Origin of the sequence: Vibrio sp. Sgm 5 (genome assembly GCF_026241575.1) — a bacterium.
In the GTDB taxonomy this organism is placed as follows: domain Bacteria; phylum Pseudomonadota; class Gammaproteobacteria; order Enterobacterales; family Vibrionaceae; genus Vibrio; species Vibrio jasicida.
In genome coordinates this window covers 19,222-32,145 of the sequence record NZ_JAPHPY010000023.1, presented here as the reverse complement: position 1 = coordinate 32,145, position 12,924 = coordinate 19,222, and the positions used below count along the sequence as shown (strand labels likewise).

Sequence of the window (12,924 nt, the reverse complement as noted above, 5' to 3'; positions counted from 1 at the left end):
TCTGTGCTGCGCTTTCCAATTGGCGGGAATAATAGCGATAAAAATCTCAAATGAAAGTGATAAAGGATGCAAAAATGAAGGTTTTTAGTGAGATCCATCACGAAATTAATTTATTTCACGGAACTTTTTGATTGTTGCATTGATTTGCAATAAATATGTGACGAATGTCGTTTGCGTAAACGTTTTTATGACTTTTTAAGCCAGTCGATTAACCAACATAAATCGTTAGTGATCTGATTAATAGTCCGTTCGTATGAGTGTGGGAGCCAAAGAGGACGTTTGAATGAAAGAAGTCATGTTATTCCCATTAACCTCAGTTGTTTTACCGGAAGGCAAAATGAATCTGCGTATTTTTGAGCCACGTTACACAAGAATGGTAAAAGAATGCAGCCTCCAAAACGTGGGTTTTGGTGTTTGTCTTGTCGGTAGTGAGGGGGACCCTAAAGCGGTGGGAAATGTGTCATCCATCGGAACTTTGGTCACCATCGTTGATTTTGAAACACTCAGTGACGGGCTTCTTGGCATCACCGTAGTCGGCGAAAAACGGTTTACGGTCAAGCGAATTAGAGCAGACACAGATGGTTTGCGTCATGCAGAGGTTGAGTGGTTAGACAACTGGCAGCAGCCTTTGTCGTCGCCAGACTTCATTTACTTAAGCCATCAACTCGCTCACGTGTACGAGCAGTTTCCTCAACTAGGGACACTTTACCAACATCGTTTTTATGATGACCCGTCGTGGGTAGTGCAAAGATGGCTCGAGCTATTGCCATTGGACAGCGCTCTATTTGAACGATTGGTGAGTGCAGAGGATTGTCTTCCGGCACTCGATTTTCTTAATGATGCCATCGAAGCCCCACCTCAAAGAGAGACAAGGATATGAAAGGACTAACCAAAACTGCAGTAACGCTGGTTGCTGTGCTAGGGATTGCTGCCTGCGGCTCAGATAGCGACTCGATAGAGTATTCAAACCTTCAAGCAGTACATGCTTCCGCTGACGCGCCGTTGGCTAATGTTTGGATAAATGATGGAGCGGCGTTAACCGGCGTAGACTATGGCGTCGGGTCGGGATACGTGAAGTTACCCGAGGGCAGTAACTCTGTTCAAGTTGATGTACAGCTTCCAGGCGCTGAAACGGTAACTGTCGTACCGAAAACTTCATTAGATCTCGACTCGGACCTAAACTATACAGCATTTGTCGTGGGTGACGCTTCAGGAACACCAAATCCTGTTGAACCTTTAATTGTTACTCGTAGCGCGACTTCGATGGCGGATGCAAACAGCTTAGATGTTCAGGTGGTACATGCCGCTTCTGGCGTCCCAGCTGTAGACCTTTATGTTACTGCACCCGGTGCAGCCTTGGCAGATTCATCACCGATTACTAATCTCGCTTATAAAGCGTCAACGGATGTGCTGAATATTCCTGCAGGCGATTACCAAGTGAGATTGGCCGTGGGTGACACAGTAGCGTTTGATTCGGGAACCATTCCTCTCCCAGCCAATGCTAATTTGACCATTGCTGCTATTAAGACTGGTGATTCAAATAGCACCTCTCCGGTGAAGTTAGTGGTATTAGATGGTTCTGGCTCTTCTATACTTGAAGATATGGGAAGCCAAGCCGAAGTGCGAGTAGGGCACTTAGTTGACGGTGCTCCGGTTGTAGACGTCCACGTTGATGGCGCTGCGTTTGCTCCGCTTGCGGATTTGGAGTTTAAACAGATTCGAGGGTACTTGGACCTTGCGCCAAAAGCTTATGATATTGATGTGTTTGTCGATGGCACAACGACGGACCCAATTATCGATGTTGACGGTTTAGAAGTGAAAGGCGGTATTGATTATAGCGTTTATGCAGTTGGTGTTGTCACTCCTGCAATTGCAATCGAACCACTGGTCGTTGAAGACATGCGTCGTGCCGTTGCAACCAGCGCAACCTTGAACGTAACGCATGCAGCTGCGAATCCTGTGGCTGAAATGGTCGATATTTATCTCACTTCTAGCGCGGGAATCGAAGGAAGTGATCCAGCAATAGCTAATTTTGCGTATAAAGAAAGTGTACAAGGCGTATACGTGACGGAAGGGTCTTATTTTGTGACGGTGACGGTTGCCGGTGACCCATCTACAGTAGCCATAGATTCTGCACCCGTAACGGTTAAGAATGGCGTCGTATACCAAGTAGTCGCTATCGATGATGGCAACAATGGTGGCTTCAACCTAATCGTTGATGACATCACAGACTAAGGACGAAGGGGGAGGAGGGCACTCCTCCCAATGATTAAGGCCGATTATGATGAGTGAAAGCCCGCAGAAACTTGGGCGTAGCGATTGGAATGAATACATGGACAGGGTGAAGGCGCGGGATAAAAATGCGTTCGAATTTGTCTTTCGTTTTTATGCGCCTAAGTTAAAACAGTTCGCCTACAAGCATGTTGGAAACGAGCAAGTTGCTTTGGAGATGGTACAAGAGACCATGGCAACCGTTTGGCAGAAAGCTCATTTGTACGATGGTACAAAGAGTGCGTTATCCACATGGATTTACACCATAATTCGTAATCTCTGTTTTGATTTGCTGAGAAAGCAGAAAGGCAAAGACTTACATATTCATTCTGACGACATTTGGCCTTCAGATTATTACCCGCCTGATTTGGTTGACCATTACTCACCAGAGCAAGATATGCTCAAAGATCAGGTAGTCAAATTTTTAGACATACTGCCGAAAAACCAAAGAGAAGTACTCCAAGCGGTGTACCTTCAAGAACTGCCGCACCAACAGGTCGCTGAGTTGTTCGACATACCTTTGGGCACTGTGAAATCTCGGTTGAGGTTAGCGGTAGAAAAACTGAGGCATTCGATGCATACGGAGCAATTATGAACAAACATCCAGATAACAACTTGTTAGAGGCGTACGCTTCGGGAAGCATTGATGCAGTTTCTGGTTTGGTGGTTGCCACTCACCTAGAAACCTGTTCAAAATGTCGGGCGTATGTAAACCAGTTAGAAGCGGCGCAGGCCGACGTAGTAATAGAAAGCTCGGTGATGGAATATGACGTCGAATTTGACAGTATGTTCAATGACATCATCACCGCTGAGCCAAAATCAGACAGCATTATCATAAAAGATGTTGCGCGAGTTGCCGTGGCTGGTAAAGATTTTAAGTTGCCGAAAACGCTGAGTCGTTTTTCTGATCTAGTCGGTGAATGGAAGAGTTACGGTGGTAAAGTCTACAGCGCACAGATTGATTTGGGCGAAGATGCACGTGTCAATCTTATGTACATAAGTGAAGATGTGAGAATTCCCCAGCATACACACAAAGGGCAAGAGTCAACGTTGGTTTTGCACGGTGGATTTAGTGATGAAGATGGTCACTACGAAGTGGGTGATGTACTTGTCAGAGATGCGTCTGTTAAACACAGCCCATTTACTAAAGCAGGTGAAGACTGTTTATGTTTAACCGTACTCACCGAGCCGATGATATTTACACAAGGCGTAGCAAGAATCTTTAACTTGTTTGGTAAAGGCATGTACCCTTAAACACTGCGGCAGACAAAACCAAAAAACCACCGAATCTCGGTGGTTTTTTTCAATCATTTTTCTTTAATCTCTTTGCCTTGCTTTCTCAAGTAGCTCAGTAAAGTAGTGTCTGAGTGAATAAAGCATGATCAAACTAGGCACAACCATCAATGCGGTTAGTATGAAGAAAGTCGTCCAATCATTGAGATAATCCACCAGTTCCCCGCTGAAAGAGGCGAGGGTAGTGCGACCAAAGTTGCCAAGAGATGCAAGCAAGGCGTATTGAGTTGCCGAGAAGGCTTGTCCGGTTAAGATAGTCAAGAAGGACACAAATGCAACGGTCGAGAATGCCGTTGTAAAGTTGTCGACAATGATCGTTGCCAAGTAAAGATGTTCGTTTGGACCCACTTTCGCAATCCAAGCAAACATCAGGTTACTTGCTGCCATTGCGATACCACCTATCATTAAGCCGCGTACGATACCAAACTTCACATTAAACATACTGCCGACAAAGGTGAACAACATGGTTGCGCCCCAACCAATCAATTTAGAGTAATAGCCAATTTGTTCATTGCTAAATCCAATTTCTTTGTAGAAGGCAATCGACATTCGACCTAAGAAAGCTTCACCTATCTTAAATAAGAAAACAAACAGCAATAGCGTGATAGCGACGCGAACACCATTTCGGTTAAAGAAGTCTAAGAAGGGCTCTACAACCGTTACGGTAAACCAAGCTACTACTTTAGAACCCACCACTTCTTTATGGCGTTGCTCAGCTTCAGATTGAAGTTGCTCTCGTTGGGTTTTCGGTTCACCGACCAACAGCGTAAAAATCATCAGTAAAATGACAATAAACGCCATTCCGTAGTAGACACCATTCCAACCGATACTGTCTGCATTGATAAAGGCTAGATACCCAGGGAGTGAGTAACCCGTCCACCAACCAATCACCGCCATAGCAGAAGCTTGTGGCAGTTTAGATTCTTCTGTTTTTGGGAAGGTATCGATACGGAAAGCATCAATAGCAATATCTTGTGTCGCAGAAGCGGTCGCAATGCAGAGTGCTAGTAATGATGCCAACACAAGATTCTCGGCAGGGTTTACACCGGCAATAAACAGCGTCGCTACTAACACGATACTTTGGCAAAGGAATATCCAGCTTCGACGTTGCCCAAGTAAACGATGCAAAATAGGCAGTTTAAGTCGGTCTACCAGAGGTGCCCACATAAAATTGATCGCGTAAACCGCGAACACGCTACCAAAGTAACCGATAGCAGAAAGCGTCAGGCCCGCATCCTTTAGCCAGCCAGACATATTTGAACCGATAAGGACCCAAGGGAAGCCACTGGAACAACCCAGCATGAAAACCCAAAGTAGGCGTTTATCGAGGTAACTTTTTACCGTTTCCAACCAAGTGATGGAAGGTAATGAAGACATAAATCAATCCGTTAAAATAGAGCCACTAAAAGAGAAAGCCCTTCGAATATTCAAAGGGCTTATGGTTTTGGCTACTTGAGTAGAGTTGCTTTGGTAATGACGATTTGCGTCTCTGGGACATCGCGCATGCGACCGATAGACTTGGTTGGCTGCTTCGCCATATTCTGAATGACGTCAAAACCTTCCGTCACTTCTCCAAATACCGCATAACCAGGTGGGCGAGCACCATAGTTTAAGAAGTCATTGTCGACGAGGTTAATAAAGAACTGACGTGTTGCAGAATCAGGTGCGTTTGTACGAGCCATAGCGATCGTTGCTCGGTCGTTGTTCAAACCGTTGTTACCCTCGTTCTTGATTGGCGCGTAAGTTTTTTGCATCTGCATGTCTTGGTTGAAGCCGCCACCTTGCGCCATAAAACCAGGGATAACACGGTGGAAAATGGTACCTTCGTAACTGCCATCTTCCACGTATTTAAGGAAGTTAGCGACAGTAATAGGTGCTTTCTCTTCATTAAGCTCAACAGTAAAGTTACCTAGTGTTGTTTCAAACGCCACTTTAGGGCCTGCAAAAACACTGCAACTTAATAGTGCCAAAGAAAGAATCGCTTTGCGTAACATTAGAATCGCTCCTGCATGTATTGACGAAGCTCAGGATCGTTTGCGATTTCCTTCAGAGTTAAAGCCACGACATCATTCAATGTTTGTTCAATGTCTGAGTCTGAAGCGCTAAGTGTGCCTGAGCGTTTAGCTGTACCAGTATAGGTCTTAACTAGCTTGCCTTGCGGAGTTTCTGCAGTGATTTCAAGAATCACTTTCGCGTCCATCTCGTTTTCCATCACAGAATGTTTAACGTTGACTAGCGCTTCTTGTACTTCTAATTGAATAGAATTATCGCTGTTTAAATCCGAGTGAAAACCTTGAGAAGAGAACTGTTTCTCTAGCGCCTCTTCTAGCGAAATACGTAGGTTTTGCTTGGCATGGATTGGCAGAATGTTAGAGCGTCCGTTATCGACAAGTGCAACGTATTGCGCTGCACGAACGTCTTTACTGGTTAAGCTGTACGTCTTGCCTTGCACGATCGGGTTAGTGCTTAGTGTCGATTCAGCCTGTAGGTTCAGTTGTGGTTGTTGTGGCGCTGAACATGCAGCAAGCAAGGCAACCGAAGCCGCGAGTACCAGTTTTCTCATTTTATTATTCCTTTTAAACATGTTGCTAAAGTCAGGACTTTATTGCTTTGCGCCTAATTTAGCAGGATCTTTTGTTGCCTGTAAAATCACGAACTTACTGTTAGAAGCGACTAGTTTCACATTTTTATCGCCAAACAGACGTTTTAGCTTCGCATCGTAACCAAGGTGACGGTTACCTATGACTAGTAATTTGCCACCTTTGTTCAAAATTTGTTTAGAGTCGCAGAACATCTGCCAAGCGATATGGTCGGTTACTGCTTGTTGTTGGTGGAATGGTGGGTTACACATCACCATGTCAGCACTATCAGGGTTAAAACCATCTAAACAGTTATTTGCAATGCATTGAATGTCGTAAGGTTCGCCTAGGTTATCAACTAAGTTTTGTTTAGCTGACTCGATAGCCATAAAGCTTTCATCCACACTCGTTAGGCGGGCTTGAGGGTTTAATTGGCCCATTTTCACTGATAGCACACCGTTGCCACAGCCGAGGTCTATGATGTGTTTCAACGTTGGATCTTGAGGTAGGTGTTGAAGCATAAAACGTGCACCTAAGTCCAGACTTTCGCCTGAGTAACCATTTGGTAGGTTTTTCAGTTGAATGTTTTCTCCATCTACTCCCCAAACGGTCATCGGATCGACTTCTATGACTGGCAGTGCATTAGCATTAGAAAACACTAAACGATGTTTTTTCCACGCGAGAGACGTTTTTGTCTCACCTAAGTGTTTTTCAAACAATTTAAGTGTGGAAGTGTGAATCTCTTTTGCTTTGTTGACGGCAATAATTGGGCAAGAGTCAGGTAGCGTTTTACGTAGTTGACTTAATAACCAAACTAGGTGGCGATTACTTTTTGGCAATTGCATCAAGACCAAGTCTGTATTCTCAGGGATATCGTCCATCGTAGTGAGAAAGGCGACTGGCTTACATTGGTTATCTTCGAGGTTTTGCTGTACACCCTTGTGTGAGATGAAGGAGTCACTCATGAGGGTGACATTGTGATTGTCCGAAAACCAACATGCCAAAGCGCCGAAGCTATCGTTAATAACAACAATGTTTTGGTTATCTGGTATTGCTAACTCTTCCACGTGATTGATGAGGTACTCATCCCCCGCATCCCATGCTTGAAGAGTCTCGTTAGAGCGCTTAGGGAAACGATGAAGCGATAGGCTTCTCTCGTGAAGATTCAGTTCGGTTTTCATAGCTAAACGTAAGTCAATTTGGAAATAAGTGATTATTGTCGCAAATGATGAGAGCTCAAGATACAAAAAGCTGTCAAATTTACTGATTTTCACAGGCTTTTGCTAAATCATGGCACATTGAAAGAGAGGGGAATATGAGTTCGCTTATTTAATTTGCCAATCGAGAGTATATACTTAGCGAATTGGCATCAATGAGGATGAAATATGATCCAAGAAATCATAGAAAAGAAACTGCATAGTGAGTTGCAACCTAATTATTTGAAAGTGATCAATGAGAGTTACATGCACAACGTTCCACCGGGTTCAGAAAGTCACTTTAAAGTGATAGTGGTCAGTGATGCATTCGCTGGTCAGCGCCTCATTGGGCGTCACCGTCAAGTACACACTGTACTGGCTGATGAACTTGATAATCACATTCACGCATTGGCGATTCACACCTACACCAATGAAGAATGGAAACAAGAGCAAGACGGTGCACCAGATAGTCCGATGTGTATGGGTGGCGGTCGTTAGAGTGTGATTAAAACACTGATTTAGAAAGATGGTTTCGACCATCTTTTTTTGTTTTACATCTTTACGGGATTAAAATGTGGCACAAATAAAGGTTAAAAAATGTGTTAACAGTGTTTCAACAAATGAATGAAAATTAACGCATGTTTCAAAGCGTGAATGTTTTATTTCCTTAGCAGATGCAAGGGATTTGGCATTTGTGCGATGGGTCAAAGTTATGACTATTCTTTAACCTTTTACACTCGATTCTACCGAAATAAACCCTCCTTTCCTAAGATTGGTCATGGCATCAAGTTCCTAAAAAATGCTAGACTACCGCACCTGATAAATCTCGCCTAATATTTGTGACGAGATAATTAATAGGATGTTGCGATTTTGATGTTTTAAACAGCATCGAAACCGGACACTGATGTCGTGTCTAAAAGTTACGCAATCAAAAGAATCTTTTTCCCGATAAAAGTAGTGCAAGTGCGTATGATTACAATAAAGAAGGGCTTGGATCTTCCTATCGCAGGAACTCCATCCCAGGTGATTAATGATGGTAAGACCATCAAAAAAGTCGCCTTGCTTGGCGAAGAGTACGTTGGCATGCGTCCTACCATGCATGTCCGCGTTGGTGATGAAGTGAAAAAAGCGCAAGTTCTTTTTGAAGACAAAAAGAACCCTGGCGTTAAGTTCACAGCACCAGCAGCCGGTAAAGTGATCGAAGTTAACCGTGGCGCTAAGCGTGTTCTTCAATCTGTAGTGATTGAAGTGGCAGGCGAAGAGCAGGTAACATTTGATAAGTTCGAAGCAGCTCAACTAGCAAATCTAGATCGTGAAGCGATCAAGACTCAACTGGTTGATTCTGGCCTTTGGACCGCTTTACGTACTCGTCCGTTTAGCAAGGTTCCAGCAATCGATTCAAATTCTAAGGCTATCTTTGTAACTGCAATGGATACTAATCCACTAGCAGCTCAGCCTGAGTTGATCATCAATGAACAACAAGAAGCATTCGTTGCAGGTCTAGACATTCTTTCAGCCCTGACAGAAGACAAGGTTTACGTATGTAAATCTGGCACTAGTTTGCCGCGCTCTTCTCAGTCTAACGTAGAAGAACACGTCTTCGATGGCCCTCACCCAGCAGGTCTTGCTGGCACCCACATGCATTTCCTATACCCAGTAAATGCACAAAACGTGGCTTGGAGCATCAACTACCAAGACGTTATTGCGTTCGGTAAGTTATTCCTTACTGGTGAGCTATACACAGATCGTGTTGTATCTCTTGCTGGTCCTGTAGTGAATAACCCACGTCTTCTTCGTACTGTTGTAGGTGCTTCTCTTGAAGACCTAACTGACAGCGAATTGATGCCAGGTGAAGTTCGTGTGATTTCAGGCTCTGTACTTTCAGGTACTCACGCGTCTGGTCCACATGCTTACCTTGGTCGTTACCATCAGCAGGTTTCTGTCCTGCGTGAAGGTCGTGAGAAAGAACTGTTTGGCTGGGCTGTTCCTGGTAAAAACAAATTCTCAATCACGAAATCTTTCCTTGGTCACATCTTTAAAGGTCAGTTGTTCAACATGACAACAACGACTAACGGTAGTGATCGTGCAATGGTTCCAATTGGCAACTACGAACGTGTAATGCCACTTGATATGGAGCCTACTTTGCTGCTTCGTGATCTATGTGCAGGCGATACTGACAGTGCTCAAACACTGGGTGCGCTTGAACTGGATGAAGAAGATCTAGCATTGTGCACCTTTGTATGTCCTGGTAAATACGAGTACGGTCTGCTACTTCGTGAATGCCTAGATACCATTGTGAAGGAAGGGTAATCCATGCTTAAGAAATTCATAGAGGATATCGAGCATCATTTTGAACCAGGCGGCAAACACGAAAAATGGTTTGCACTGTACGAAGCAGCGGCAACGCTTTTCTACACGCCAGGTCTAGTAACAAAACGTAGCTCGCACGTCCGTGATAGCGTTGACTTAAAACGTATCATGATCATGGTTTGGTTCGCGGTATTCCCAGCAATGTTCTGGGGTATGTACAACGCGGGTGGCCAAGCTATCGCAGCACTTAACCACATGTACGCTGGTGATCAACTAGCGACAGTTATCTCTGGTAACTGGCACTACTGGCTAACAGAAATGCTTGGCGGCACCATAGGTGCTGAAGCAGGTGTTGGCAGTAAAATGCTACTAGGTGCGACTTACTTCCTACCAATCTACGCAACAGTATTTATTGTTGGTGGTTTCTGGGAAGTGCTTTTCTGTATGGTGCGTAAGCACGAAGTTAACGAAGGTTTCTTTGTAACTTCTATTCTATTCGCACTTATCGTTCCACCAACGCTACCTCTATGGCAAGCGGCACTGGGTATCACATTTGGTGTTGTTGTAGCTAAAGAGATCTTCGGTGGTACTGGTCGTAACTTCCTTAACCCTGCACTTGCAGGCCGAGCGTTCCTATTCTTCGCTTACCCAGCTCAAATCTCGGGTGACGTAGTATGGACAGCAGCTGACGGCTTCTCTGGTGCAACTGCTCTTAGCCAATGGGCTCACGGCGGTAGCGGCGCGTTGATCAACAACATCACTGGCGCTCCTATCACTTGGATGGATGCTTTCATCGGTAACATCCCAGGTTCAATTGGTGAAGTATCGACTCTAGCTCTAATGATCGGTGCAGCGATGATCGTATACATGCGAATCGCTTCATGGCGCATCATTGCGGGTGTAATGATCGGTATGATTGCAGTGTCTACGTTGTTCAACGTGATTGGCTCTGACACCAACCCAATGTTCAACATGCCTTGGCATTGGCACCTAGTTCTAGGTGGTTTTGCATTCGGTATGTTCTTCATGGCGACGGACCCAGTATCAGCTTCATTTACCAACGGTGGTAAGTGGTGGTACGGCATCCTTATCGGTGCAATGTGTGTGATGATTCGTGTAGTTAACCCAGCGTACCCAGAAGGTATGATGCTGGCGATTCTATTCGCGAACCTATTCGCACCTCTGTTCGACCATGTAGTTATCGAGAAGAACATCAAGCGGAGACTAGCACGCTATGGCAAGTAATAACGACAGCATTAAAAAGACGCTGGGTGTTGTTATCGGGTTGAGCCTTGTTTGTTCAATCATCGTATCAACAGCGGCAGTAGGCCTGCGTGATAAGCAAAAAGCTAACGCTGTCCTAGATAAGCAATCAAAGATTGTAGAAGTTGCTGGCATTGAAGCTGACGGTAAAAAAGTACCTGAGCTATTTGCTGAGTACATTGAACCTCGTCTAGTTGACTTCAAAACAGGTGATTTTGTCGAGACTGCAGAAGACGGTTCTACAGCAGCTAACTATGACCAACGTAAAGCAGCGAAAGATCCAGCAGAGTCTATCAAGCTAACAGCTGATGAAGACAAAGCTAAGATCCTACGTCGTGCTAATACAGGTATCGTTTACCTAGTGAAAAACGGTGATGAAGTATCTAAAGTTATCATCCCTGTTCACGGTACAGGTCTTTGGTCAATGATGTACGCATTCGTTGCGGTTGAAACTGACGGTGACACTGTGTCTGGTATCACTTACTACGAGCAAGGTGAAACTCCTGGACTTGGTGGTGAAGTAGAGAACCCAGCATGGCGTGCTCAATTCGTTGGCAAGAAACTATTCGACGAGAACCACAAACCAGCAATCAAGATTGTTAAAGGTGGTGCTCCAGAAGGTTCTGAACACGGCGTTGACGGCCTATCTGGTGCGACACTAACTGGTAACGGTGTTCAAGGTACATTCGACTTCTGGTTAGGTGACATGGGCTTTGGTCCATTCCTAGCAAAAGTTCGTGACGGAGGTCTGAACTAATGTCTAGCGCACAAAACATTAAAAAGAGCATTATGGCGCCGGTGTTGGATAACAACCCGATCGCGTTGCAGGTTCTTGGTGTATGTTCTGCTCTTGCAGTAACAACTAAACTAGAAACAGCATTTGTAATGACACTAGCGGTAACATTCGTAACCGCACTGTCGAACTTCTCTGTTTCTTTAATCCGTAACCACATTCCTAACAGTGTGCGTATCATCGTTCAAATGGCGATCATCGCATCTCTAGTAATCGTGGTAGACCAAGTGCTTAAAGCATACCTATACGATATCTCTAAACAGCTATCTGTATTCGTAGGTCTGATCATTACGAACTGTATCGTAATGGGTCGTGCTGAAGCATTTGCGATGAAGTCTGCGCCAATCCCATCTCTAATTGATGGTATCGGTAACGGTCTTGGTTACGGTTTCGTTCTTATCACTGTTGGTTTCTTCCGCGAGCTGTTTGGCTCAGGCAAACTATTTGGCCTAGAAGTACTACCTCTAGTGAGCAACGGTGGTTGGTACCAGCCAAACGGCCTGATGCTACTTGCACCATCAGCATTCTTCTTAATCGGTTTCATGATCTGGGCTATCCGCATTATCAGACCTGAACAAATCGAAGCGAAGGAGTAAGGACGTCATGGAACATTACATCAGTCTGCTAGTTAAATCGATTTTCATCGAAAACATGGCACTGTCTTTCTTCCTAGGTATGTGTACTTTCCTTGCCGTATCTAAGAAAGTTAAGACCTCTTTTGGTCTGGGTGTTGCAGTAGTGGTAGTACTTACTATCGCGGTTCCTGTGAACAACCTAGTTTACAACCTAGTTCTAAAAGAGAACGCGTTAGTTGAGGGCGTAGACCTTAGCTTCCTAAACTTCATCACCTTTATCGGTGTAATTGCGGCACTTGTACAGATTCTAGAGATGGTTCTTGACCGTTTCTTCCCACCTTTGTACAACGCGCTTGGCATCTTCCTACCGCTGATCACAGTAAACTGTGCGATCTTCGGTGGTGTATCTTTCATGGTACAACGTGACTACAACTTTGCTGAATCTGTTGTTTACGGCTTCGGTTCTGGTGTGGGCTGGATGCTAGCAATCGTTGCTCTTGCAGGTATCCGTGAGAAGATGAAGTATTCAGACGTACCTCCTGGTCTACGTGGTCTTGGTATCACGTTCATCACTGTAGGTCTGATGGCGTTAGGCTTCATGTCTTTCTCTGGTGTTCAACTGTAAGTCGGGTAAACCGCATTAA

14 protein-coding genes are annotated in these 12,924 nt (G+C 44.7%); 10 read left to right on the top strand and 4 right to left on the bottom strand.

Going from position 1 to position 12,924, the window contains the following annotated elements; all coding sequences use genetic code 11:
- Nucleotides 1-283 precede the first annotated feature (283 nt).
- Genes OQJ86_RS14070 through OQJ86_RS14055 form a run of 4 tightly spaced genes read left to right on the top strand, consistent with a single transcriptional unit; the run spans nt 284 to nt 3,525 of the window.
- Nucleotides 284-880, top strand: coding sequence for an LON peptidase substrate-binding domain-containing protein (locus OQJ86_RS14070; protein WP_265988143.1), 597 nt, complete (start codon nt 284-286; stop codon nt 878-880).
- Nucleotides 877-2,235, top strand: a complete 1,359-nt coding sequence (locus OQJ86_RS14065) for a DUF4397 domain-containing protein (RefSeq protein ID WP_265988142.1) — start codon at nt 877-879, stop codon at nt 2,233-2,235. Before OQJ86_RS14070 ends, OQJ86_RS14065 begins: the two co-directional genes overlap by 4 nt.
- Nucleotides 2,236-2,281: 46 nt before the next feature.
- Nucleotides 2,282-2,866, top strand: a complete 585-nt coding sequence (locus tag OQJ86_RS14060; RefSeq protein ID WP_045405576.1) for an RNA polymerase sigma factor — start codon at nt 2,282-2,284, stop codon at nt 2,864-2,866.
- Nucleotides 2,863-3,525 (top strand): ChrR family anti-sigma-E factor, encoded by a 663-nt coding sequence (locus OQJ86_RS14055; RefSeq protein ID WP_038864634.1) that lies wholly within the window; start codon nt 2,863-2,865, stop codon nt 3,523-3,525. The genes OQJ86_RS14060 and OQJ86_RS14055 overlap by 4 nt, the downstream gene beginning before the upstream one ends.
- Before the next feature lie 63 nt (nt 3,526-3,588).
- On the opposite strand, the gene OQJ86_RS14050 is transcribed toward OQJ86_RS14055, so the two are convergent.
- The 4 genes from OQJ86_RS14050 to OQJ86_RS14035 all read right to left on the bottom strand — a co-directional run bounded on the left by OQJ86_RS14050 (nt 3,589) and on the right by OQJ86_RS14035 (nt 7,324).
- Nucleotides 3,589-4,941, bottom strand: coding sequence for an AmpG family muropeptide MFS transporter (locus OQJ86_RS14050; protein ID WP_038864637.1), 1,353 nt, complete (start codon nt 4,939-4,941; stop codon nt 3,589-3,591).
- Between the two features lie 71 nt (nt 4,942-5,012).
- Nucleotides 5,013-5,558, bottom strand: a complete 546-nt coding sequence (locus tag OQJ86_RS14045; protein ID WP_038864639.1) for a peptidylprolyl isomerase — start codon at nt 5,556-5,558, stop codon at nt 5,013-5,015.
- Complete coding sequence (locus OQJ86_RS14040) at nt 5,558-6,127, bottom strand: YajG family lipoprotein (protein ID WP_038864641.1); 570 nt, start codon at nt 6,125-6,127, stop codon at nt 5,558-5,560. The genes OQJ86_RS14045 and OQJ86_RS14040 overlap by 1 nt, the downstream gene beginning before the upstream one ends.
- Before the next feature lie 39 nt (nt 6,128-6,166).
- A complete protein-coding gene (locus OQJ86_RS14035) occupies nt 6,167-7,324 on the bottom strand; it encodes a methyltransferase (protein WP_265988141.1) in 1,158 nt (385 codons plus the stop codon).
- 204 nt (nt 7,325-7,528) lie between these two features.
- Here OQJ86_RS14035 and bolA point away from each other — a divergent pair, with 204 nt between their 5' ends.
- From bolA to nqrE, 6 genes are all read left to right on the top strand, one after another.
- Entirely contained in the window at nt 7,529-7,837 is a 309-nt protein-coding gene (bolA, locus tag OQJ86_RS14030) for a transcriptional regulator BolA (RefSeq protein WP_005427328.1), read from the top strand.
- 471 nt (nt 7,838-8,308) lie between these two features.
- Nucleotides 8,309-9,649, top strand: a complete 1,341-nt coding sequence (locus tag OQJ86_RS14025) for a Na(+)-translocating NADH-quinone reductase subunit A (protein ID WP_038864644.1) — start codon at nt 8,309-8,311, stop codon at nt 9,647-9,649.
- A 3-nt stretch (nt 9,650-9,652) separates the two neighbouring features.
- Nucleotides 9,653-10,894 (top strand): NADH:ubiquinone reductase (Na(+)-transporting) subunit B, encoded by a 1,242-nt coding sequence (locus OQJ86_RS14020; protein ID WP_005436648.1) that lies wholly within the window; start codon nt 9,653-9,655, stop codon nt 10,892-10,894.
- Nucleotides 10,884-11,669, top strand: coding sequence for a Na(+)-translocating NADH-quinone reductase subunit C (locus OQJ86_RS14015; RefSeq protein ID WP_265988140.1), 786 nt, complete (start codon nt 10,884-10,886; stop codon nt 11,667-11,669). Before OQJ86_RS14020 ends, OQJ86_RS14015 begins: the two co-directional genes overlap by 11 nt.
- Nucleotides 11,669-12,301: an NADH:ubiquinone reductase (Na(+)-transporting) subunit D gene (locus OQJ86_RS14010; protein WP_005436651.1), complete on the top strand. Its 633-nt coding sequence runs from the start codon at nt 11,669-11,671 to the stop codon at nt 12,299-12,301. The genes OQJ86_RS14015 and OQJ86_RS14010 overlap by 1 nt, the downstream gene beginning before the upstream one ends.
- A 7-nt stretch (nt 12,302-12,308) precedes the next feature.
- Entirely contained in the window at nt 12,309-12,905 is a 597-nt protein-coding gene (nqrE, locus tag OQJ86_RS14005) for an NADH:ubiquinone reductase (Na(+)-transporting) subunit E (RefSeq protein ID WP_005436652.1), read from the top strand.
- The last annotated feature ends 19 nt before the right edge of the window (nt 12,906-12,924 follow it).

What these genes read in the sequence shown, in the direction of transcription:
- OQJ86_RS14070 (WP_265988143.1), top strand. Translation starts at nt 284, where the DNA reads ATGAAAGAAGTCATGTTATTCCCATTAACCTCAGTTGTTTTACCGGAA.
- OQJ86_RS14065 (WP_265988142.1), top strand. Translation starts at nt 877, where the DNA reads ATGAAAGGACTAACCAAAACTGCAGTAACGCTGGTTGCTGTGCTAGGG.
- OQJ86_RS14060 (WP_045405576.1), top strand. Translation starts at nt 2,282, where the DNA reads ATGATGAGTGAAAGCCCGCAGAAACTTGGGCGTAGCGATTGGAATGAA.
- OQJ86_RS14055 (WP_038864634.1), top strand. Translation starts at nt 2,863, where the DNA reads ATGAACAAACATCCAGATAACAACTTGTTAGAGGCGTACGCTTCGGGA.
- OQJ86_RS14050 (WP_038864637.1), bottom strand. Translation starts at nt 4,941, where the DNA reads ATGTCTTCATTACCTTCCATCACTTGGTTGGAAACGGTAAAAAGTTAC.
- OQJ86_RS14045 (WP_038864639.1), bottom strand. Translation starts at nt 5,558, where the DNA reads ATGTTACGCAAAGCGATTCTTTCTTTGGCACTATTAAGTTGCAGTGTT.
- OQJ86_RS14040 (WP_038864641.1), bottom strand. Translation starts at nt 6,127, where the DNA reads ATGAGAAAACTGGTACTCGCGGCTTCGGTTGCCTTGCTTGCTGCATGT.
- OQJ86_RS14035 (WP_265988141.1), bottom strand. Translation starts at nt 7,324, where the DNA reads ATGAAAACCGAACTGAATCTTCACGAGAGAAGCCTATCGCTTCATCGT.
- bolA (WP_005427328.1), top strand. Translation starts at nt 7,529, where the DNA reads ATGATCCAAGAAATCATAGAAAAGAAACTGCATAGTGAGTTGCAACCT.
- OQJ86_RS14025 (WP_038864644.1), top strand. Translation starts at nt 8,309, where the DNA reads ATGATTACAATAAAGAAGGGCTTGGATCTTCCTATCGCAGGAACTCCA.
- OQJ86_RS14020 (WP_005436648.1), top strand. Translation starts at nt 9,653, where the DNA reads ATGCTTAAGAAATTCATAGAGGATATCGAGCATCATTTTGAACCAGGC.
- OQJ86_RS14015 (WP_265988140.1), top strand. Translation starts at nt 10,884, where the DNA reads ATGGCAAGTAATAACGACAGCATTAAAAAGACGCTGGGTGTTGTTATC.
- OQJ86_RS14010 (WP_005436651.1), top strand. Translation starts at nt 11,669, where the DNA reads ATGTCTAGCGCACAAAACATTAAAAAGAGCATTATGGCGCCGGTGTTG.
- nqrE (WP_005436652.1), top strand. Translation starts at nt 12,309, where the DNA reads ATGGAACATTACATCAGTCTGCTAGTTAAATCGATTTTCATCGAAAAC.